Source organism: Veronia nyctiphanis, from assembly GCF_004116385.1.
GTDB classification, from domain to species: domain Bacteria; phylum Pseudomonadota; class Gammaproteobacteria; order Enterobacterales; family Vibrionaceae; genus Veronia; species Veronia nyctiphanis.
Window position 1 is genome coordinate 1 of the sequence record NZ_PEIB01000044.1, and the last position, 18,404, is coordinate 18,404.

30 protein-coding genes are annotated in these 18,404 nt (G+C 52.3%); 20 read left to right on the plus strand and 10 right to left on the minus strand.

The genetic code is table 11. The annotated features are described in order from the left end of the window. The 7 genes from CS022_RS22145 to CS022_RS27850 all read right to left on the minus strand — a co-directional run. Positions 1 to 185, minus strand: a 185-nt coding sequence (locus tag CS022_RS22145) for a single-stranded DNA-binding protein (protein WP_145964535.1), incomplete at its 3' end; no start/stop codon positions are given. A 1-nt stretch (position 186) separates the two neighbouring features. Further along, the gene (locus tag CS022_RS22150) at positions 187 to 801 is read right to left on the minus strand and encodes a recombinase RecT (protein WP_268967932.1); all 615 of its coding nucleotides are present in this window, start codon (positions 799 to 801) and stop codon (positions 187 to 189) included. A 28-nt stretch (positions 802 to 829) separates the two neighbouring features. Beyond that, a complete protein-coding gene (locus CS022_RS27545) occupies positions 830 to 1,093 on the minus strand; it encodes a recombinase RecT (RefSeq protein ID WP_201746352.1) in 264 nt (87 codons plus the stop codon). A 9-nt stretch (positions 1,094 to 1,102) separates the two neighbouring features. Continuing rightward, the gene (locus CS022_RS22155; protein WP_129124083.1) at positions 1,103 to 1,537 is read right to left on the minus strand and encodes a hypothetical protein; all 435 of its coding nucleotides are present in this window, start codon (positions 1,535 to 1,537) and stop codon (positions 1,103 to 1,105) included. Then, on the minus strand, positions 1,486 to 2,517 hold the full coding sequence (locus CS022_RS22160) for a YqaJ viral recombinase family nuclease (protein WP_129124084.1): 1,032 nt from the start codon (positions 2,515 to 2,517) through the stop codon (positions 1,486 to 1,488). The genes CS022_RS22155 and CS022_RS22160 overlap by 52 nt, the downstream gene beginning before the upstream one ends. A 147-nt stretch (positions 2,518 to 2,664) precedes the next feature. Then, positions 2,665 to 3,132 carry a S24 family peptidase gene (locus CS022_RS22165; protein ID WP_328590425.1) on the minus strand — a complete coding sequence of 156 codons (468 nt, stop codon included), beginning with the start codon at positions 3,130 to 3,132 and terminating at the stop codon, positions 2,665 to 2,667. Then, a complete protein-coding gene (locus CS022_RS27850) occupies positions 3,075 to 3,362 on the minus strand; it encodes a helix-turn-helix domain-containing protein (protein ID WP_328590426.1) in 288 nt (95 codons plus the stop codon). Before CS022_RS27850 ends, CS022_RS22165 begins: the two co-directional genes overlap by 58 nt. Positions 3,363 to 3,455: 93 nt before the next feature. On the opposite strand from CS022_RS27850, the gene CS022_RS22170 reads away from it, so the two are divergent. From CS022_RS22170 to CS022_RS22200, 7 genes are read left to right on the plus strand one after another with little or no spacing between them, the layout of a single operon-like run. Then, positions 3,456 to 3,641: a Cro/CI family transcriptional regulator gene (locus CS022_RS22170; protein WP_129124085.1), complete on the plus strand. Its 186-nt coding sequence runs from the start codon at positions 3,456 to 3,458 to the stop codon at positions 3,639 to 3,641. A 39-nt stretch (positions 3,642 to 3,680) separates the two neighbouring features. Beyond that, entirely contained in the window at positions 3,681 to 4,292 is a 612-nt protein-coding gene (locus tag CS022_RS22175) for a toxin YdaT domain-containing protein (protein ID WP_129124086.1), read from the plus strand. Then, the gene (locus CS022_RS22180; protein ID WP_129124087.1) at positions 4,289 to 5,185 is read left to right on the plus strand and encodes a replication protein; all 897 of its coding nucleotides are present in this window, start codon (positions 4,289 to 4,291) and stop codon (positions 5,183 to 5,185) included. Before CS022_RS22175 ends, CS022_RS22180 begins: the two co-directional genes overlap by 4 nt. After that, positions 5,172 to 5,819, plus strand: a complete 648-nt coding sequence (locus CS022_RS22185) for a DUF6475 domain-containing protein (RefSeq protein WP_129124088.1) — start codon at positions 5,172 to 5,174, stop codon at positions 5,817 to 5,819. The genes CS022_RS22180 and CS022_RS22185 overlap by 14 nt, the downstream gene beginning before the upstream one ends. Continuing rightward, complete coding sequence (locus tag CS022_RS22190; RefSeq protein ID WP_201746353.1) at positions 5,806 to 6,201, plus strand: hypothetical protein; 396 nt, start codon at positions 5,806 to 5,808, stop codon at positions 6,199 to 6,201. The genes CS022_RS22185 and CS022_RS22190 overlap by 14 nt, the downstream gene beginning before the upstream one ends. Continuing rightward, positions 6,185 to 6,679 carry a hypothetical protein gene (locus tag CS022_RS22195; RefSeq protein ID WP_129124089.1) on the plus strand — a complete coding sequence of 165 codons (495 nt, stop codon included), beginning with the start codon at positions 6,185 to 6,187 and terminating at the stop codon, positions 6,677 to 6,679. Before CS022_RS22190 ends, CS022_RS22195 begins: the two co-directional genes overlap by 17 nt. Next, positions 6,676 to 7,518 (plus strand): hypothetical protein, encoded by an 843-nt coding sequence (locus tag CS022_RS22200; protein ID WP_129124090.1) that lies wholly within the window; start codon positions 6,676 to 6,678, stop codon positions 7,516 to 7,518. Before CS022_RS22195 ends, CS022_RS22200 begins: the two co-directional genes overlap by 4 nt. Before the next feature lie 135 nt (positions 7,519 to 7,653). On the opposite strand, the gene CS022_RS26895 is transcribed toward CS022_RS22200, so the two are convergent. Further along, a complete protein-coding gene (locus tag CS022_RS26895) occupies positions 7,654 to 7,806 on the minus strand; it encodes a hypothetical protein (protein WP_235869855.1) in 153 nt (50 codons plus the stop codon). On the opposite strand from CS022_RS26895, the gene CS022_RS26900 reads away from it, so the two are divergent. From CS022_RS26900 to CS022_RS22245, 10 genes are all read left to right on the plus strand, one after another. After that, a complete protein-coding gene (locus CS022_RS26900) occupies positions 7,792 to 8,013 on the plus strand; it encodes a M15 family metallopeptidase (protein WP_235869856.1) in 222 nt (73 codons plus the stop codon). The two genes, CS022_RS26895 and CS022_RS26900, sit on opposite strands and share 15 nt — an antisense overlap. Then, positions 8,013 to 8,420 (plus strand): 3TM-type holin, encoded by a 408-nt coding sequence (locus CS022_RS22210; protein WP_129124092.1) that lies wholly within the window; start codon positions 8,013 to 8,015, stop codon positions 8,418 to 8,420. The genes CS022_RS26900 and CS022_RS22210 overlap by 1 nt, the downstream gene beginning before the upstream one ends. After that, the gene (locus tag CS022_RS22215) at positions 8,420 to 8,608 is read left to right on the plus strand and encodes a phage holin (protein WP_129124093.1); all 189 of its coding nucleotides are present in this window, start codon (positions 8,420 to 8,422) and stop codon (positions 8,606 to 8,608) included. The genes CS022_RS22210 and CS022_RS22215 overlap by 1 nt, the downstream gene beginning before the upstream one ends. Next, a complete protein-coding gene (locus tag CS022_RS22220; protein ID WP_129124094.1) occupies positions 8,595 to 9,116 on the plus strand; it encodes a hypothetical protein in 522 nt (173 codons plus the stop codon). The genes CS022_RS22215 and CS022_RS22220 overlap by 14 nt, the downstream gene beginning before the upstream one ends. Next, complete coding sequence (locus CS022_RS22225; RefSeq protein ID WP_129124095.1) at positions 9,113 to 10,051, plus strand: terminase large subunit domain-containing protein; 939 nt, start codon at positions 9,113 to 9,115, stop codon at positions 10,049 to 10,051. Before CS022_RS22220 ends, CS022_RS22225 begins: the two co-directional genes overlap by 4 nt. Next, a complete protein-coding gene (locus CS022_RS25575; RefSeq protein WP_201746354.1) occupies positions 10,044 to 10,214 on the plus strand; it encodes a hypothetical protein in 171 nt (56 codons plus the stop codon). The genes CS022_RS22225 and CS022_RS25575 overlap by 8 nt, the downstream gene beginning before the upstream one ends. A gap of 398 nt (positions 10,215 to 10,612) precedes the next feature. Continuing rightward, positions 10,613 to 11,179 carry a phage portal protein family protein gene (locus CS022_RS28425; RefSeq protein ID WP_201746355.1) on the plus strand — a complete coding sequence of 189 codons (567 nt, stop codon included), beginning with the start codon at positions 10,613 to 10,615 and terminating at the stop codon, positions 11,177 to 11,179. Between the two features lie 14 nt (positions 11,180 to 11,193). After that, positions 11,194 to 12,111 carry a phage portal protein family protein gene (locus tag CS022_RS28430; protein ID WP_201746356.1) on the plus strand — a complete coding sequence of 306 codons (918 nt, stop codon included), beginning with the start codon at positions 11,194 to 11,196 and terminating at the stop codon, positions 12,109 to 12,111. Further along, positions 12,108 to 13,625, plus strand: a complete 1,518-nt coding sequence (locus CS022_RS22240) for a phage minor head protein (RefSeq protein WP_201746357.1) — start codon at positions 12,108 to 12,110, stop codon at positions 13,623 to 13,625. The genes CS022_RS28430 and CS022_RS22240 overlap by 4 nt, the downstream gene beginning before the upstream one ends. Further along, the gene (locus tag CS022_RS22245) at positions 13,618 to 13,821 is read left to right on the plus strand and encodes a hypothetical protein (protein WP_129124096.1); all 204 of its coding nucleotides are present in this window, start codon (positions 13,618 to 13,620) and stop codon (positions 13,819 to 13,821) included. The genes CS022_RS22240 and CS022_RS22245 overlap by 8 nt, the downstream gene beginning before the upstream one ends. Positions 13,822 to 13,865: 44 nt before the next feature. Here the strand turns inward: CS022_RS22245 and CS022_RS22250 are convergent, their stop codons facing one another. Both CS022_RS22250 and CS022_RS22255 read right to left on the minus strand, forming a co-directional pair. Next, positions 13,866 to 14,225 (minus strand): hypothetical protein, encoded by a 360-nt coding sequence (locus CS022_RS22250; protein WP_129124097.1) that lies wholly within the window; start codon positions 14,223 to 14,225, stop codon positions 13,866 to 13,868. A 111-nt stretch (positions 14,226 to 14,336) separates the two neighbouring features. Then, a complete protein-coding gene (locus CS022_RS22255; RefSeq protein WP_129124098.1) occupies positions 14,337 to 14,660 on the minus strand; it encodes a hypothetical protein in 324 nt (107 codons plus the stop codon). Positions 14,661 to 14,990: 330 nt separating this feature from the next. Between CS022_RS22255 and CS022_RS22260 the strand changes: the two genes are divergently transcribed. The 3 genes from CS022_RS22260 to CS022_RS22270 all read left to right on the plus strand — a co-directional run bounded on the left by CS022_RS22260 (position 14,991) and on the right by CS022_RS22270 (position 18,402). Continuing rightward, on the plus strand, positions 14,991 to 16,148 hold the full coding sequence (locus CS022_RS22260; protein WP_129124099.1) for a hypothetical protein: 1,158 nt from the start codon (positions 14,991 to 14,993) through the stop codon (positions 16,146 to 16,148). Between the two features lie 153 nt (positions 16,149 to 16,301). Continuing rightward, positions 16,302 to 17,036 (plus strand): DNA/RNA non-specific endonuclease, encoded by a 735-nt coding sequence (locus CS022_RS22265; protein WP_129124100.1) that lies wholly within the window; start codon positions 16,302 to 16,304, stop codon positions 17,034 to 17,036. 220 nt (positions 17,037 to 17,256) lie between these two features. Beyond that, on the plus strand, positions 17,257 to 18,402 hold the full coding sequence (locus CS022_RS22270) for a DNA cytosine methyltransferase (RefSeq protein WP_129124101.1): 1,146 nt from the start codon (positions 17,257 to 17,259) through the stop codon (positions 18,400 to 18,402). Positions 18,403 to 18,404: the final 2 nt, after the last annotated feature.

Below are 18,404 nucleotides of genomic sequence, written 5' to 3' on the forward strand. Positions count from 1 at the left end.
CCCTTGGTCAGGTGGGGGACGAGCTTCTCCGCCCGGTTACCCCATAAACTGCCATCAATCCACTGGGTCTGCTTGTTTTCGCCATAGCCGATGGAGTAGGCGAGGCTGAGGCTGGCGACCCGCTGGCCGCCCGGGGTGGTGCGCAGCACTGCGTCTGCGCCAAGTCGACAGAGTACCGATAACATATCAGGCGTCCTCCGAGGTATCGACCGGAACGTCCGGTGTTTCATCGTGCTCACGCAGCGAAGCCAGACGGGCTTTGTAGGCAGCTCGGGCTGTTTTCATCTGTTCAGGTTCAAGCGTTTTCGCCGACGTTTCCACCGCTGCCAGTGCGGACTCCGTTTCAGCAGACGCGATCTGCGCCAGTACCGCCACCAAAGCGTCCTGTTCATGGGGTGACTCCTTCTCTTGCAGGCGGGAGAGCAGGCTTTCGGTGCGACGGCGTCCTGCCGGTGCCGCGTTGATGGCCTTCTCTTCCGGGGGGGTCAGCTCATCGGGGGTATAGACCCCCAGGATCACGTCTGGGCAGTAGAGTCTCGACCAGCGTTTGACCGCCAGATAGGCGATCTGCTGACGGGGATCTGACTTCCAGTTCGGTGAGTTTCTGACCGTGACGGGCTTTAACAATACCTCCACCTCTCGCGGCTCCTGCTCGCCTTTCAGAGTGGCCCACACCCTGACGCCGAGACCATCTTCGTCTTTTTTCTGGAGACCGCCGTTAATGTATGTGTCCCATTCCCCAAACCATTCGTAATGCAGGCGCTCTTTGGTTGGCGCCATGGTATTGATGACGGCATTCACCAGTTGGGCCTCATACCCAAGGGTGCCGTTAACCAGATGTGTTTTTTTGTGCCACCGCGTGCGGGTTCATGCCCCATTGCATGGCCTGTAAGGTCACGGCCAGACAATCACCCGGGCTGCCGCGTAGGTGATTGGGTACCGTGGTTTTGCCTGCTGCCATCAACTCGGCAAACCGCTCAAGCCGGGACATGATGTCTGGATTAAACATCAAGGTGGCCAAGTCGCAGTGACCTGCAGGCGACTCCACCATGGCAAGCTCTGTGGTCGGTATTTCGGTAAGTTCTGCGGTCATGATGGCCTCCTAGACGCGAAAGACGCGGTTTTGTGTGCGGCGGGTAAACTGGGTAACCAGTTCAGGGTCGGCTTTTTTAAGGGCCGCGGTGTCCACCCGGTTGGTGGTTTGGGTCTTCCAGCTGCACAGCTTCTTGCCTTCGCTATCGATAAGGAGCTCGGCATGTTCGCCCATGAAGGCCTTGATCTGCATGTCGAGGCCACCGATGCGTTTGCCGCCGACTTTAGGACCATAAGCCTCGGTTTCCAGTGCTTGTATTTGCTCTTTGACGGTCATGTACTGGCGGTAGGTGTTGATGACATCAGGCGTTGCCACGATGCTGTTGCCATTATCCTGTCGGTAGATGGACTCTACATCTTGTAGGGTTTGAGGCTCGGGAGCGACATCAGCTATCACATGCTCAAACCAGAAGGTGGTGAGTTTGTTGACCACAATGTCGACCAACTGCTGGCTCCACTGCATGGTGTAGGTTCGAAAGTCATTGCCGCCAATGAGCACGGCCAAGTCCCACTCACGCTTATCCAGTACCACCATGTAATGCAGCTCTTGCAACATGTAGTGCTCGGGCACTTCTCATCGGCCTCGACCAACATCACCTCACCGTCGCGGTGGGCGTACACATTGCCTTTGCCCCACATGTCCCGAGCTGCCCACTTATCCGCGGTTTTACATTCCAGCCCTTTGTCAGCCCCCACAATATGGCGGTCAATGTTGGCGCGAAGCCATGGCTGGGTTTTATGGACGAAAGGGTGGTTGCGCTTTTGGACTTTCTGCCCGGTGCGGCGGGCGTATTCTCTGGCCACCACATCCTCGAGCTCGTTACCAAAATGGACGCGGTCGTTGTCAGAGAGATCGTCTGGCTCACTGCGTCCGGTTTTTTCTTCCCACACCTCATAGGCGGTGCGGTAGGGGCTGAGGCCTAAGATGGCGGCAACGTCGCTGCCACCGATGCCAAGACGACGCTGGAAATGAAAGCGGTCTTCGTCATTAAGGTTGACGTAGTTGGTGCCTTGAATGAGGGCATCGATATAGTGTTGATGGATGTCAGCTTTGGTCGGGTACTGTTCACAGGCGGTCATGTTGGCGATCCTCCACAAGAGTGGTAGCAAGCTTGAAGGCGATGTCCTCGGCGGCTTCGGCGATGAGGCTTGGTACTCTTCGGAGAGGTTAGAGAATGCCTCCCGGTCGCCACGGGTGCGGGCCAACGCCTCACACACCATGCAGAAATCATAACTTTCAAAGGCTTTGGACAGGACGTCGTCAAAGTGCCAGTCGTCTTTGCCAATGTGAACGTGGTTGCCAGCCAACAGGTCTTTGGAGATATCGCCGGTGAGGTTATCGATGGTGAATGCTCTCTCATCGAGGCGTGTCTGCTCGGCGAGGTAGCGGTTGAGATCGGTATCAATGATGCTGTGTCTGTTCATGGGACCTCCTCGGTCGTGGGTAACGACAAGGAAACCTTAGCAAGCTAAGAGTCTTAGTTTTGTCTTATTTATTAAACTAAGAAATATTTAGTTTGATGAGCAAATAGCCCACTGATTTTTCTGAAATCTTAGGGAGAAAGGTAAAGATTAGCGAAGAACGGAATACCAGAACACTCTACCAATAATGGTGATGGCAGTGGATTCTTCCTTAGAATAGTGCTCGTCAGGATATTCGTCGGCGTTGAAACTTCGAAGACGAAGTCCGCCACCCGGTAAGCGGTAAATCAGTTTGACTCTCAGCATACCGTCGTGGTCGATGGCATACATATCGCCGTCTTTGATTGTGCGGTTCCCCGTATCGACACCGATTGTTGCAGAGTCAGGGAGCACGGGCTCCATGCTATTTCCCTCGACCTTTGCACAGGCAGCATTAATTGGCTCGATGCCTTTGCGGGTAAGGGTTGAGCGAGCAAAACGAAGCTTCGGACCCGTTACTTCTGGTGCAGGAAATGCGCCGGGCCCTGCTGACAAACAGACTTCAGTAAAGAGAGGAACTTCTACTTCATCTTCATCAAGACCTGTCTCACTGTCCCATGGCTCAATGTTCCCAAGCATGATGCATCAATGGTGGGGACTTGGTCTCCTTTATCCTCGCCTTGCATCAACCACTGCGGATCGCACTTCAAGACTTTGGCCAGAGAAAAAACTTTCACCCCGCTGGGCTTGGTCATTCCACTCATCCATTGACTGACACCGCCGCTGGAAACGCCGGTGGCTCTAGTGATGTCAACGCCCTTTAGGCCTAGTGCGGCCATGCGTTGTTTGATGCGGTCTGAAATACTCATTTTAGTATTCTAAACTCAAAAACAATTTAGTGTCTTGAGTTTTTCTCTTAGCATGCTAAGATTCACGAGCAATCTTCATACAGGAGAGACGCAATGAACAAATCAGACGCTATTAAATTCTTTGGCAATCAGACCAAACTCGCCGAAGCGCTCGGCATCACTAACTCATCAATCTCCCAATGGGGGGAACACGTCCCCCCACTGAGAGCGTTTCAGATTGAACGACTGACCCACGGCAAATTAAAAGTAGTAGATGCCGGTCTCAGACACCGCCGCTGATCTCCATCAGCGATTTCACTCTAGTCGAGGTGAAGCATTATGACTATGACCATCAATAAACATCGCCTTCAACTGCTCCACAAACACCTGCAACAGTGGATGGAGCGTCCCCGCATGAATCAGACACAGGTTGCCAACGACATCGTTGAACATTTCCGCTTCCTCGGCCTCGAGAAGCAACTCCAGGTCGAGGATATCTTCTTCATGGATACTGGCGATCCTTATACCGACATGAACACCAATCGTCAGAAGGTGTTCCGCTGGCTTGGGCTGATGGATAACGGCACCAAACGCTCTCCCGCCAGACTCTTCTTTGTCGAACAGGCCATTGTTGCCGCCATGCCCCCCGATATCCGCCTTGCCTACCTCAACGACGTTTACCCCTTAAGCGGCCTTTACATTGGAGCCCGCCCAGAGCAGGGCGAAAGCCTCAACTGCGACAAACTGGCTGCCGCCCTTACTAAAGAAAACATGGAAGCCCAGCTGTCTGTCATTGAGCTCAGTGACCGCCCGGACTGCGAGCCAACCGTCTGCAAAGCCTACCGAGAACTGAAAGAATCTGCGGCCACCACCTTGGCGGCCATTGATGTGCTGGAAAGCCACTACCCGCAACTGACCGAGCAGCGCCCAGTTGAAAGGAGTGCATCATGAGTATGTCGTCCAACGTGGTGAACTTCCCCGAGGGCCAGAAAGCCTCAGTGGAGGATGGCTTCTATCGTGTGGCCAATCAGCTGGGCCGTGCCCTCTGCCGTGTCCGATTGAGTGACAGAGAGAGCCGGGTCGTGCAGGCCGTGATGATGAAAACCTATGGCTTCAATAAAAGCATGGACTGGATGTGTAATGCGCAAATTGCCGAGCTGACTGGCATTCACGTCACCAACATCGGCAAGGTCAAAACTGCCTTAAAACGGCGCAATATTCTTATCGTCATCGACAAGCAAATTGGCCTCAATCCTATGACCGATGAATGGGTTTATGAGGACAAGCGGAGCGAGGTAAAAAGTCAGGTTCGACTCGTTAAAACGTCAACCCCGACTCATACAAAGAAAGTCAATGTTGACTCGGGGGGTAGTCAATCCCGACTCGAGTCAAAGTCAGTATCGACTCATAAAAAAGTCAGCCCCGACAACCACAATAGACAAGACACTATTACAAAAGACAAGGTTACAAAAGACAGCGCGCGCGAGCGACGCGCCCCACGAGCTTCACCCACTCCCTCCAACTTTGAGATTTCTACAGAGCTGTTCAACTGGGCGACCAAGAACGAGATTGTGGTCGACCTGACGCAGGAAACCGAGAAGTTTCTGGACTACCACCGTGCCAAGGGCTCGACCTTCAAGGATTGGACCGCTGCATGGCGTAACTGGATGCGCAATGCCAAGCGCTTCGCTACCAAGCACACACCCACAGCGGCCAATGACAGCTACACGGGATTGTTTACCAAGGAAATTCAAGAGTGGATTGATGCGCCGGATGCGTCGCCGATCAGCGAAGAGCGCCGGGCAGCCCTGATGTCTGGGAGTGTGGATTATGGACCTTTCTGAGAAAACACTGTTTGCGGAGTTGATGTGCCTGACGGCCAGTCTGTACATGAAAGAGCCCCTGTCACGGCCATCCCTCGGGATTTATTGGAATGCCCTCAAGGACTTCCCCCTCGAGGATGTCAGGCGGGCGTTGGATTTACACCTACGTAATACCGATACCGGGCAGTTCTTCCCCAAGCCTGCCGACATCATCCGCCAGATGGAGGGCAATACCCAGACCCGAGGCGAACTGGCATGGACCAAGGTACACGGGGCCATTCAGTCTGTGGGGGCTTGGCAGTCCGTGGTGTTTGACGACCCGATCATCCATCAGGTGATCAGCGACATGGGCGGCTGGGTGTCTCTGTGCCATACCGAGAGCGATGAGCTGCCGTATCGTCACAACGAGTTTGTCCGACGTTACCGCGCCTATACGGGCCAGCCACCGACCGGGTATCCCAAGAAACTCATTGGGATCAGCGAGGCCAACAACACCCAAAGCGGCCATGAGGTCGATGACCCGATGGTGGTGGGCAATATCGAGAAGGCCAAGGAGGTTTATCAGGGAGGCCGACGAGCCATTAATCGGCCGCAGCAGATGTCCATTGAGGACTTGTGCAGCAACGTGGTTAGGCTGAAAAATGAGCGCTCTTGAAGCCACCCTCGCTATGCAGTTGCTGGCCGTGGGCGTACCGGAGCCGGAAAGGGAATACCGGTTTCATCCGACCCGGCGTTGGCGGTTCGACTTTGCGTGGCCGGACAGGCTGATGGCGGTTGAGGTCGAGGGCGGCGGATGGAACGGGGGACGGCATACCCGGGGCAAGGGCTTTGCCAGTGACATGGTGAAGTATTCCGAGGCGATGCGTCTTGGCTGGACGGTCTACCGCTGCGACGGGGGGCTCATTCAGAGCGGGGAGCAATCACGGCCATTGAGACAATCTTGGGTCGGTTATCGGTTGCGCACACTGCGTCGCCACTGCGCACAAAATCCGACGCACCTGCGTCGCAAGGGGGAAGTGGATGACGGTATTGCATGAGATTGCTGAGGTGATAGGGCCCGTGGCCGCGCTAAAACTGGGGCAGGAGATGGGTGGCGCCACCCTTTACGTGCCGCACTTCCCGACCCACTTTCATCCCTTGGTGCTGGCCATTGGGCAGGTTGATGCGGAGCGGCTGTGTAGGTTCTATGGCGGTGAGACGCTCGACATCCCGAACAAGGTCATGGTACGGCGGGTCAGAAACCAGCTTATTCGAAAGACCTACCATGGGATGCCAGAGCGGGAGTCCAACAGGGCCATGCACCTTGCGCGGGAATATGCTATCGAGGCGGCATGTGTTGAATATTGTGCGGTGTTAGCAAAAATTGATAGTGGTTCCCAGAATCGACTTTCAAACTTAATGTTTCCCGACTGTTCAAATATTATCTGGCCTGTTTCGTCAAATAAAAGAATAACTTCCACAAAGGGAGTCCTTCGAATTGGTCAATTATTTATCTGGATAGAAAGTCGTCTATGAAAAAACTGTCACTCATGAGCATTGCAGCAGTGCTCTTGTCACTGTCTGGCCAAACAATTGCCGATACGCCAGAAGAGAAAATTGTTTTCGAGAAATTCGTCAAAGGACTACTGCCTGATGGCAAGCGTTCTTATTTAAAAACTCGCATGATGGATTTAGCTATGACTGGCTACGAATCATCTCCTGCAAAAGCAAATGGTATTGACCGAGTGTCTTCGCAGTTAGTGTTTAATAAATTTTTGGATGATTATTTTTTTAGTAGCCAATATGAAACAGAACTTTTCAATGCATATCGCAAGGTTTTTACTCTCGAAGAGATCAACCTGCTGGCCGAAGAGTATTTGAAGGATGAATGTCAAAACGCGTTGACAGAGGAATTATTGCATTTAGGTAAGCAAGATTCCATAGACCCTGCACCCTGTGTTGGCTTGTTTTTGGGGGATAATCAGTTCAAAGACAAACACCCGCAGTTGTGGGCTGAGATAAAGCACTTACCAGCAAAGCACCTGAGAAAAAATGCACTAGATTTGAATAAACAATTTCATCACCAATCGGTTATTCAGCGTATAGCCGACATTCTATCAACCGACTTGCCTTTGGAGATATCTGCTGGGTGGACGTTGGAGAGTGTTTCGGTTGGTTATAACCTTCTCGAAACGAGTGTTGTTTACCCTCAAGATAGGAAGCCCCTCAAGAAGTCGGAAATGGGCGGCTACGCGCAGTTTCTTTGCAATAGCCCATCTAACTTTTTTGAGAATGGAGGGGTGTTGGTCTATCAAATTAAAGACAATAAAAATAAACACTTGGATTCAATCAAGTTTACGTTGGATGATTGCTAAAGCCTTTTGTATTTCTGCTCGGTGAACCATTTCACCTAATCAACCTCGCCTAAAACCCCCAGTCTACAGCTATGGATTCCCACTCCCCGAGGAGACACCATGGCGTATCGGCTGGGGACACGCTCCCGCGAGCGGCTAACGGCCGTTCACCCTCATCTTATTCAGTTGGTCGAAAAGGCCATCACCCTCACCGGGGTCGACTTCACTGTCCTCGAGGGCCTGCGCACGCCTGAACGTCAGCGGGTGTTGTTCAAAAAGGGCGCGACCAAAACCATGAACAGCCGCCACCTAACGGGCCATGCCGTGGACCTTGGCGCATGGGTCTGCGGGGAAGTGCGTTGGGACTGGCCGTTGCATTACCGCATTGCGGATGCCGTCAAAGCGGCATCCATTGAGCTGGGTATTCCTATCGAATGGGGTGGGGATTGGAAAAGTTTTCCTGATGGCCCCCATTTTCAGCTGCCTTGGGCAGAGTATCCGCTGGAGGAAGGCTAATGGCGGTATGGGATGTATTGGCCGGGCTGGTCTCTCCGGTTACCGACCTCATTGATGACCTCCACACCAGTGATGAAGAAAGGCTGGCCGTCAAAGCCCGGGTGTTCGAGCTGCAAACGGCCATGGCCACCAAGGTGTTGGATTATGAATCGAGACTGATGGAAGCGCAGGCCAAGGTCATCACGGCCGAGGCGCAGGGTGATAGCTGGCTGCAACGTATCTGGCGACCGGTGACCATGCTGTGTTTTCTGGCGCTGGTTATCCTCGACAGCTTTGGCCTGTTGGCCTTTCGTCTGGCCCCCGAGGCATGGATGCTGCTGCAAATTGGCCTTGGCGGATATGTCGTCGGGCGCAGTGTCGAGAAGGTGGCCCCTACGCTCCGTGATGCTTTCCGAGGAGAGTCGTGATGGAAAAACTCACCGTCGGCGTGAATTACTCTGCCTCTGCCGCCACCGTCTTTGCCGGGCTTGCCTTCAACGAGTGGGTGGCACTGGGCGGCCTTTTGATTGGTCTTGGTACCTTCATCACCAACCTCTGGTACAAGCGCGAACACCTCAAGCTTCAGCGAAAGGAGAAAGGCCATGACGCCAATTGACTGGCTGGGCGTGGAAACCGAATACCGCAAAGGACTGGAGTCGAACCGGAAAATCGCCAAGACCTACGGCATTTCTGAGGCGGCGATTCGCCGTCAGGCCAAGAAACATGGCTGGGTGCGGGATAACGGACAGGTCAAACGTGAACGGGTGAGGGCCCATTTTGCGGGGATAGCCTTGCCGGAGGTGGAGGACCAGCCGGAAGCCGTGGTCGAAGCGATTGAACAAGCCGCTTCAGACGATATCCGCGACATGGATATTGGCCTTGATAATGCCCGTCTGGCGCTGGGCCTCGTGAACAAAACCCTCCGTGACCTGAGGGCCAATGAGCAGGCGTGCCGCTTGCTGATGGCCGATGCCAAAAACCTCAAACTCCTTACCGAGACAAATCGCCTCAACATCGACACCATCCGCAAAATCCGTGGGCTGGACGAGCCCGGCGGACAGGAGCGGGAGATGAGTGAGGCCGAGATCGATGCACGCATCGCTGAGCTTCGGAAGAAACTATGACCGAGGCCAAGCGTGAACTGCTGACGCTGCTTGAGCGAAAGCGGGCCATGCGGGCGCGTCATTCTCTGGATGCGTTCTGCCGCAGCATTGTCATTCCCGGTGCGCCGATGAATGACGATGAAGGTTGTGAGGAATTCTACCCCGATACCGTGTTGCCTGCCCGCCATCATCAGCTTATCAATGAGGCCCTTGAGCGGGTGGAAGCCGGGGAAATTAAACGCCTGATGGTATTCATGCCACCGGGCTCGGCCAAGTCCACCTATGGCAGCGTGGTGTTTCCCACCTGGTTCATGGGCAAGAACCCCGGTAAGCAAATCATCTCAACCTCTTATGCCTCCAATCTGGCGTGGAAGTTTTCCCGCAAGTGCCGCCAAATCTGCAAAAGCCCGGAATATGAAGCCATTTTTGGCAGCCAGCTGACGCCGGACCACAAAGCAGTTGAGGCATGGTCACTCACCAACGGGGCTGGCTACATGGCCGGGGGTGTACTGTCTGGCATTACCGGGAACCGGGCCGATGGCCTTATCAATGATGACCCCATCAAGGGGCGGGAGCAGGCTGACAGTGAGGTCATCCGTGACAAGACATGGGAGGCCTATAAATCGGACCTGCGGACCCGCCTCAAACCCAACGGCTTCATCATCTGGATATTGACCCGCTGGCACGAAGACGACCCGGTCGGGCGTATCTTGCCCAAGAACTACAGCGGCCAGTCCGGCTGGATTGAGGCGCAGGATGGCGAGCAGTGGTATGTCATTTCGCTGCAGGCCGAATGTGAACGCGATGATGACCCGTTAGGCCGAGACCGGGGCGAGTTTCTTTGGACGGACTGGTTTTCCCCGGCTTTCTGGCGACAGGAAAGCGCACGCAGGAACCCGCAACTGGGAAGCCCTGTATCAGCAGCGGCCCGCGCCTTCGGAAGGGGGATTGATTAAGCGGGCGTGGATAAAACGCTATCGGGTACCGCCAGCCCATCCTATTCGAATCGTCCACAGTTGGGATACGGCCAACAAGGCCAAGGAAATTAATGACCCTTCGGTGTGTACCCGTGTGGGCCGAGACCAAGCTCGCCTATTACCTGCTGTATGTCTGGCGTGACCGGGTGGAATACCCTGCCCTGAGGTCTATGGCCAAGAGCATTGCCAAGAAATTCCCGCCCCACGCGATGTTGATTGAGGACAAGGCCAGTGGCCAGCAACTGATTCAGGACCTGCGGGCCGAAACCCGCCTGCCGGTCATTCCTATCGAGCCCGAGAACGACAAAATCATCCGCCTCTCGTCTGAGTCCCCCAAGTTTGAAGCCGGAAGGTGTTCTTCCCGGAGGAGGCTGAGTGGCTGCCGGATTATGAGCGGGAGCTCTTCAGTTGCCCCTTGTGTGACACGTTCGATCAGGTCGACAGCACCAGTCAGTTCCTACGCTGGGCAGGGGCGAGCATTGAGCATTATGAGTACGAGCGGGTAAGAGGCGGCGGAAACAGCTTTAAACGGGAGGGCGCATGGTGACCAAACCGAAACTGACACGGGAAATTGCCGGGGCCACGGCAATTAGAAACCCATGGGGCAGTGGCTCGGCGGCGAGTGGCCTGACGCCAGCAAGGCTCGCCAGTATCTTGATTGCTGCTGGTGAGGGCGACCTCGAGGCCTATCTCACCCTTGCCGAGGAGATGGAGGAGCGGGACCCGCATTACTCCAGCGTGCTGCGAACCCGAAAACTGGCTGTGGCCGGGCTGCCGGTCAACATTGAGGCCGGAGGCGAGGACAGTCATAGCGAGAAGCTGGCTGACGCTGTAAGAGAACTCACCGAAGCACCGGAGTTTGGTGAACTGGTCGACAATGCCCTTGATGCGCTGGGCAAAGGTTTCAGCGTCAATGAAATCATGTGGGACCGCAGCGGCGAGACGTGGACACCGTCGGATTATCGCTGGCGTGACCCGCGGTTTTTCCAGTTCCATCAGCAGCGGCCGGACGAACTGCGCTTAATGGATGAGCGCGACCCAGTCCATGGCATTCCGCTGGCTCCGTATAAGTTTGTCATTCACAAACCCCGGATGAAGTCAGGCTGATTCTGCGCGGTGGCTTGGCCCGCTTGGTGGCCTTTTCGTATGTCTGCAAGATGTATGGCCTCAAGGACTGGCTGGGCTTTTTAGAGATTTATGGGATTCCGCTGAGGCTCGGGAAATACGGGCCCGGAGCCAACGAGGAAGACAAAGCTATCCTCAAAACGGCGGTGGCCAATATCGGCTCGGACGCGGCCGCTATCTTGCCCGATTCGATGCTGATTGAGTTTGAGCAAATCTCACAGGCCTCCGGAGCTTCGGATGTGTTCGCCCGTTTGGTGGAATGGATAGACAGGCAGGTCTCTAAGGCGGTGCTCGGTCAGACGGCCACGACTGAAGGTACGCCGGGGAAACTCGGCAACGAAGATGCCCAGAACGAGGTCCGGCAGGACCTGATTGAAGCGGACGCCCGGCAGCTGTCGAACACCTTAAACCGTGACCTCATTCGCCCCTTTATCGACCTCAATTTCGGTCCCCAGAAAACCTATCCCAAGGTGGTTATCGCCATCCCGGAGAAGGAAGACATCAACGCACTGGCGGCGAACCTTGAAAAGTTGGTCCCGTTGGGGCTGAAGGTCTCGGCGCAGGAAGTGAGGGCGAAACTGGGATTGTCCGAGCCTGCCAGTGATGCGGACCTGCTGGGTGTGCCGGTGCAGCCAGAGACCCCAGAGGAGGAAAACCCTGCCCAGCAACGGGCGCTTAACCGCACCACGCCGGATGATATCGACACTATTGCCGAGATGATGCTGGATGACTGGGAAGAGAGCCGCAGCATTACTGACCCCATCCTCGAGGCGGTGAAGGCCGCGCAAAGTTATGACGACCTGTTGGCCCTCCTGCCAAGTTTGCTCGAGAAAGTTGACCCGAAAGCCCTCACTGACAGCCTCGCCAAGGCAGGCCTGATGGCCTATGGGGAGGGCCGGGAAGGCGAGGAATGATAGTTCCTGCTACCCCGCCAGTACCGGAGGAGGCGCTGGCCTATTTACGGGCCAAAGGTTACCGCCTTGCATGGCACTATGACGAGGTCTGGCGTGAGGAGCACACCAAGGCGTTTATGGTGGCCAAGGCCATGACGCAGGACCTCCTGATAGACATCCGCCATGGCGTGGATAAGGCACTGGCGCAGGGCAAGACGTTTGCAAGGTTCAAAGCCGAGCTCGAGCCCATGTTAGCCAAGCGGGGATGGCTAGGCAGGGCACTGATGCCGGATGGTTCTGTGGTTGAGCTGGGTACCCCGAGGCGGCTGAAACTTATCTACGACACCAACCTGCGTACCTCCCGCGCGACCGGGCAATGGGCCCGCATTACGCGCAATAAGGCCGTATTACCGTATCTGCGTTATGGCCTCGGCCCCTCCAAAGAGCACCGCCATCAACACACCTTGTGGGAAGGTCTCATCCTGCCTGTTGACCATCCGTTCTGGGACACCCATATGCCGCCAAACGGCTTTGGCTGTCGCTGTCGGGTGAGGCAACTTACGCGGGAAGAGGTAGAAAGGCGAGGCGGACCATCAGATGCCCCTAAGGTCACCCAAACCGAATGGACCAACAAGCGCACCGGCGAAACCATGATGGTCACCGAAGGGCTCGATCCCGGTTGGGACTATAACCCGGGGAAGGCGAGACTGGCGGGGGTGGAGAAACAGGCCAAGGAGAAGGACAAAGCTTTTACTAAGGCGGTGGGCACCCCAGACAAGCCCGCCCCTCCCATAAAACCTGTCGTCCCCAGTGCCCTGTCCACACTGAAAAACATTACTGGCGAGGCAATTGGGCGTATATTGGAACAGGTACCGGGGGCGGAGAAGAGATTGGCTAAGGTGGCCGAGTTTACGCAGGCGAAGGACATCAAAACCCTGATTATCAAACAGGCAGAGATGGGCTCGCGAAACCGTGCTGCAAGTCGGATACGTGAACAGGTGCTGGATTATCTTGATGAAGACCAGCGCCGATATGGCCACAACAACTACACCATCACCAATCCGTCCCGCACCGGTGGATTTACCGCATCCGTGTTCAACCATGTGGTGGTGAAAGGCAACAGTAAGGTGAAGCTTAGTGACAATAAGGCCAAGCAAGTAGCCGAGGAGCTTAAAGCAGCGGTGAAACTGGCGGTGGATACACGCGAAAGCGGCGATGCACCGGGTCTTTGGACCATTGCTGCTAAGGTGTCACCCGAGGCGGAACTGGTTGCCACATGGGTGCATGAGTTGGGGCATCAAGTGCACTATTGGGCGGGAGCTGAGAGGGCCGAGAAAGTGGCGAAGCGGTTTCTTTCAAGGTATTCACAGTCGGGTATCTCTCGGCGAGATTACTATGAATACCATGCTGAACACTTTTGCGCTTGGCTGTTTGATAGGGATTCCTTTGCAAAGTTCGACCCCGGTGCCGCGAGATATTTTGATGAACTGATTGAAAAAGCTATTAGAGGACAAGAGAGGAAACGACATGACTGAAGAAGAAGCGCTGGATAAGGCTCAGAATCATAAAGGTGACCACCGAAGCTATGCTCATCTTTTGCTCGAGCTTCAACCCTATATTTCAGACGAGAAGTTCGGCTGGCTTTGGGAGGGCTTTATTGCTTCCGCTCCTTTTGAGGTGGTCATGGAGCTAAATGGTGGTGATGACAATGTGGTGTCGATTGAGCGTTAGCTATTTTTGAAGGAGCAGGAATTATACCTGCCCGATAGAAAGCATTATTCGACAGTCACTTTTCGCTTGGTAAGACCTTGCTTGCTCATACAAGAAAACAAATTTTTCATCATGCCAAATGACTTATCGAGTTCGGCTTCAAATTCCTTGTTATTTTTGTACTTTTTATCTTTCATACCTGATGCATGTGATTCAATGTAATTTTGTTTTTTATCAAAATCACAAGCGGCTTTTGCAGCGAGTATTTCTTCTTGTGAGGCTCGGACATTTGATTCATTCATCCATACCGACTCCTTTTTTGTAGCAGAACAACCAGATGAAAATAGAATGAAGATGCAAGTCAGGGCGAATCTTTTCATATCAATTACCGTCATTTTTGAGTTTGTAATATCTTGCGTGAGCACGATAACTCTTGCGAAAGGGTTTAGCGAGCCACAGACGAGATATCAATGAAATATAACTTTAAAATGCAGCGTTAGTTCGCAAATTAAATAAGAGTAAATTCTTTACTATATTCACACCCCAATCACCTTCCCCTTATCCAACACCAAGTAATACCGCTGCTCTTTGAAGATACCCAACAGCCTCTCATGACTCACGGTCTCCCATGGTCCCTCATCATTGTCGTTGGCTGAGAACCCGATGACATTGACCATCTTCACCCGCTGTTCATAGCGCAAGTGCTTTCGTTCAATGAACCCGCCGAACATGAAATAGACCAAGCTGCCGTCCTTTAAAAGGGCAGGGATGTAATCAATCCGCGAGGTGCGGTCGAGGTGGCTGGCCGGGCACCAGACGTTGACGTGGCTGCGAGTATTCTTGAATCGGATAGCTGGCATAGTAAAAATATACTGTATAAATGAACAGTGTAAATGTAGCAAGGGAAAAGGGGGGAGAGCAAGGGGACGATGTGATTGCGAAACAAATAGAGGGGTGAGTGCACAGTATCTTAATTAATTAAGTGAGTATCTAATACTGATAAATGAATTTAATGAACTTTCATATATTTACAATCAAATTTAATCTCTTATTGCATTGGTGAGATTTTGACTTTCATTACATCTATTATCACCTCAGATAAGGCATTCTGCCTTTTTTAAACGTCCATCTGCCTAATATTTTTCTATGCTGTCTAGATAAATAAAATAGTCAGTCAGTAGGATAGGGAAATGTATGATCCAACAATAGCTCATAACAAGCCTAGGCAAGTACATTCAGTTGAGGGTGAATCAAGAGAGCATGTTCATGCAGGAACTGAAGAAAAAAATAAACCGACAGCTACGCGGCAAGAGGGGGAAGCGAAAAATGGTAGTCATTGGGCTCGGGTGCATAGGAGACAACAACGTAGTCTGACATTGAATCCCGCCGTTCCGGCGGTTCCGGGTGAAATGCATACCAACCCCTCTGCACTTCCAGATAGCCAAAGACAAACTGATTTGGGGACAAAATATTATGGGCCATATGAAGAAAAGGAACTAAATACTCGCAAGTCATCAACTGTAGAGCCCGTTCCAGCGGTTCCGGGTGTCGGACTTGAGGTTGATTCTGAGCCTGCCGCATCTCATACAGTAGAATCAAGACAAAATGAAGAAGCGCCTAAGGGTTCTTTCGACAACCCCTATAAATTTGATGAAGGAGTACTCGCACGCAGTCACGCGCCTTTGGTGTCAAGAGAAAACAAAGTTGTTTATGCCACGGATGGAAAAAACATATACATGCTTAATTACGATAATAGAGTGTATAGCAACAATAAGAAAAGTTGGACGAATTCTTGGGATGATATGGGCCCTGCGCCAGCACGGCAACCTGACGTGGAGTCAACGGCGGTACCGGGTAATCCAGTAGGCAGTACACCTCCCGCACCTACTGCGGTGAATCAGCCGTTACCAACCCCAATCGACGCAACTTCTGCCCTGAACGAAGAACAGCAAGAGCAACAACTCAACGAAATAAGGCAGTCGTTCGAGAACAACAAACTTGATCTTAGTGATGAGGAGCGAAAACAGATTTCATCAGGAGCGTTGATTGCAGCTTGGCTAAAATACGCAGAAGAAAATACTGGGTCTGATGGGATGATTAAAAATGCCCCAGAAGGTAAGGACACACTGGAAACTATACAGAGTTTGAAAAGCGATTATGCTGCGGCAGCAGATGAAGCCACTCAAAAGGAGATTTGGGGACAATTAATTACGCTTATTGACGAAACAGCTGACAAGTTGTTACCAGCGCGGGTAAATGAACTGAATGACACTTACCTAGATCAAGTACTACTAGCTTTTTTGAACCAAAATTCGAACACCTCGCCACAACAAAACGCAGATATTTAAAAATAAGTGATTGAGGAGGGCTGATACGGTGCTGTTAATCTGAGAAAGCGGATACTTTTAACTTCCTCCTCACTCACAACTCTCCTTGTTTTGGCCTGACATCGATATGGTGTTAGGCAACATATCAGTTACTTATGATGACAAGGACTCCCCATGAACCGCCTTTTGCTTGCACTCGGCAGCCTGATGGCTTCGTCACTGGCAACCGCCAATACCTTCTCTGTTCATTGCCCGATTGGCTGCCCTGAAAACCCACCGGGAAATCATCAGGTGTTCACCCATATCTATGGCATGTCGCTAAGCCCTGAAACCAAGTTTGCCAACTGGGTAGCCTATGAAGTGACGCCGCAGAACTTTGGCGTGAGTCCGGGCAGGAATTGGGACAACAATGATGCCTTGCCGGGAACGACGGTCCTCGAAGAGAAAGATTACAGTGGTGCATGGAAAGCCATTGGCGTCGACAAAGGACACATGGCCCCGTTGGCCGCGTTCGCCAATAACCCGTATTGGTATGAGACCAACTACATCAGCAACATCACCCCGCAAAAGTCAGCCCTCAATCAGGGACCATGGGAAGAGCTCGAGTCGGCAATTCGCAAAGGCGCCACCTATGAGTCACCGTTCTTCGTCGTGACCGGGTCACTGTTTGAAAAAGAGATGCCCTCACTGCCCAAGGCGGATGAAACGCACCAGATACCGTCTGCCTTCTACAAGCTGGTTTATAACGCCAAAGGCGAGGGTGTGGCGTTCATCATGGAGCAGGACAGTGGGCGTAATGATGACTATTGCGCGAAGCAGGTACCGATGAGTGAGCTCAGTGTCCGAGTTGGATATGCGTTGCCGTCAGTGGCAGTTGATGCGGAGATGGTGAAGAGAGTGGGGTGTTAGGGGAAAGACTGTATACAACTACCTTTTGATGAGGCAAATTTGGCCTTCTTCGATGGGCGAATTAATGTGATCGATTTCTTCTTTTCAGAATTAAGAAGAAAAGCTTTGTCTGAACGTACTTTTATTAATTGAGAACGATAGAGGTAATAGTCGACTTGCACTATTTAGGTTAGACTACTGTCTCTTTGAACAGTAATTTGTGTTTCACAAGGTACGTCACATGACAAATACTTTGCTGGCCTATGATGAGAGTTCTCTCGATATACCCAGAAAGCAAGATATCACTACTTTCAGATGTTGCGACTTCTTTGCTGGAAGTGGGTTGGTTACAGAAGGCCTTAAAAGTCGCTTTAAATCCGTATGGGCGAATGACATTTGCAGCAAAAAGCAGCAGGTTTTTGAGGCTAATCATGGGTCGAGTCATTTCGTAGCTGGTAGCATTGAGAGCGTATGTGGAAAAGCAATACCCAGGCATGAATTATCATGGTCAAGTTTTCCATGTCAGGACCTGTCTCTCGCAGGTAATATGGATGGCATCGGTGGCAAACGAAGCGGTATGGTTTGGGAGTGGTTTCGAGTTCTTGATGAAATGGATTCGCTACCCCCAGTCGTTGTTGCTGAAAACGTTGTCGGGCTTGTTTCATCTAAGGAAGGTGAACACTATGTCTCTTTGCATAATGCATTGTCAGAGCGAGGATATCGAGTTGGAGCGGTTCTGCTAGACGCAGTTAATTGGGTACCTCAATCTCGCCCAAGAATTTTCGTTGTTGGGGTTCAAAAACACATCGATATAAAAGGTTTTGTGTCTGATAAACCAAACTGGGCTCACTCAAAACAAATTATCAATTTAGCTGATAAAGTGTCAGATTGGTGTTGGTGGGACTTACCTGAACCTCTTTCAGAGAATATAAGCCTTCAGTCTTTGATCGATTTTGATCATCCCTTGGATAACCCGGAAAAGTCAGCGAAAAATATTGCAATGATTTCGGAGTCTCATATGAACAAGCTCAAAGAGCTTGAAAAAGAGGGTAGAAGGGTGTTCCCTGGGTATATGCGTATTAGAAACGGTCAGCAATTTTTGGAACTGCGGTTTGACGATATAGCAGGCTGCCTCCGTGCACCAACTGGAGGGAGTAGCCGACAACATCTAGTTATTAGTATTAGCGGTGAGTTACACACTAGACTGTTGAGTATTTCAGAGACTGCAAAACTGATGGGAGCCCCAAATGGCTACAAAATTCCCGGTTCGTACAATGATGGATATAGGGCTATGGGAGACGCAGTGGCGATGCCAGCTGTAAAGTTTCTGAGTGAGAATCTGCTTGCACCATTAGCTAATCGCGTAGCTAAAATTAAACAAATATAACT

What these genes read in the sequence shown, in the direction of transcription:
- CS022_RS27545 (WP_201746352.1), bottom strand. Translation starts at nt 1,093, where the DNA reads ATGACCGCAGAACTTACCGAAATACCGACCACAGAGCTTGCCATGGTG.
- CS022_RS22160 (WP_129124084.1), bottom strand. Translation starts at nt 2,517, where the DNA reads ATGAACAGACACAGCATCATTGATACCGATCTCAACCGCTACCTCGCC.
- CS022_RS22165 (WP_328590425.1), bottom strand. Translation starts at nt 3,132, where the DNA reads ATGCTTGGGAACATTGAGCCATGGGACAGTGAGACAGGTCTTGATGAA.
- CS022_RS27850 (WP_328590426.1), bottom strand. Translation starts at nt 3,362, where the DNA reads ATGAGTATTTCAGACCGCATCAAACAACGCATGGCCGCACTAGGCCTA.
- CS022_RS22170 (WP_129124085.1), top strand. Translation starts at nt 3,456, where the DNA reads ATGAACAAATCAGACGCTATTAAATTCTTTGGCAATCAGACCAAACTC.
- CS022_RS22175 (WP_129124086.1), top strand. Translation starts at nt 3,681, where the DNA reads ATGACTATGACCATCAATAAACATCGCCTTCAACTGCTCCACAAACAC.
- CS022_RS22180 (WP_129124087.1), top strand. Translation starts at nt 4,289, where the DNA reads ATGAGTATGTCGTCCAACGTGGTGAACTTCCCCGAGGGCCAGAAAGCC.
- CS022_RS22185 (WP_129124088.1), top strand. Translation starts at nt 5,172, where the DNA reads ATGGACCTTTCTGAGAAAACACTGTTTGCGGAGTTGATGTGCCTGACG.
- CS022_RS22190 (WP_201746353.1), top strand. Translation starts at nt 5,806, where the DNA reads ATGAGCGCTCTTGAAGCCACCCTCGCTATGCAGTTGCTGGCCGTGGGC.
- CS022_RS22195 (WP_129124089.1), top strand. Translation starts at nt 6,185, where the DNA reads ATGACGGTATTGCATGAGATTGCTGAGGTGATAGGGCCCGTGGCCGCG.
- CS022_RS22200 (WP_129124090.1), top strand. Translation starts at nt 6,676, where the DNA reads ATGAAAAAACTGTCACTCATGAGCATTGCAGCAGTGCTCTTGTCACTG.
- CS022_RS26900 (WP_235869856.1), top strand. Translation starts at nt 7,792, where the DNA reads ATGAACAGCCGCCACCTAACGGGCCATGCCGTGGACCTTGGCGCATGG.
- CS022_RS22210 (WP_129124092.1), top strand. Translation starts at nt 8,013, where the DNA reads ATGGCGGTATGGGATGTATTGGCCGGGCTGGTCTCTCCGGTTACCGAC.
- CS022_RS22215 (WP_129124093.1), top strand. Translation starts at nt 8,420, where the DNA reads ATGGAAAAACTCACCGTCGGCGTGAATTACTCTGCCTCTGCCGCCACC.
- CS022_RS22220 (WP_129124094.1), top strand. Translation starts at nt 8,595, where the DNA reads ATGACGCCAATTGACTGGCTGGGCGTGGAAACCGAATACCGCAAAGGA.
- CS022_RS22225 (WP_129124095.1), top strand. Translation starts at nt 9,113, where the DNA reads ATGACCGAGGCCAAGCGTGAACTGCTGACGCTGCTTGAGCGAAAGCGG.
- CS022_RS28425 (WP_201746355.1), top strand. Translation starts at nt 10,613, where the DNA reads ATGGTGACCAAACCGAAACTGACACGGGAAATTGCCGGGGCCACGGCA.
- CS022_RS22240 (WP_201746357.1), top strand. Translation starts at nt 12,108, where the DNA reads ATGATAGTTCCTGCTACCCCGCCAGTACCGGAGGAGGCGCTGGCCTAT.
- CS022_RS22245 (WP_129124096.1), top strand. Translation starts at nt 13,618, where the DNA reads ATGACTGAAGAAGAAGCGCTGGATAAGGCTCAGAATCATAAAGGTGAC.
- CS022_RS22255 (WP_129124098.1), bottom strand. Translation starts at nt 14,660, where the DNA reads ATGCCAGCTATCCGATTCAAGAATACTCGCAGCCACGTCAACGTCTGG.
- CS022_RS22260 (WP_129124099.1), top strand. Translation starts at nt 14,991, where the DNA reads ATGTATGATCCAACAATAGCTCATAACAAGCCTAGGCAAGTACATTCA.
- CS022_RS22265 (WP_129124100.1), top strand. Translation starts at nt 16,302, where the DNA reads ATGAACCGCCTTTTGCTTGCACTCGGCAGCCTGATGGCTTCGTCACTG.
- CS022_RS22270 (WP_129124101.1), top strand. Translation starts at nt 17,257, where the DNA reads ATGACAAATACTTTGCTGGCCTATGATGAGAGTTCTCTCGATATACCC.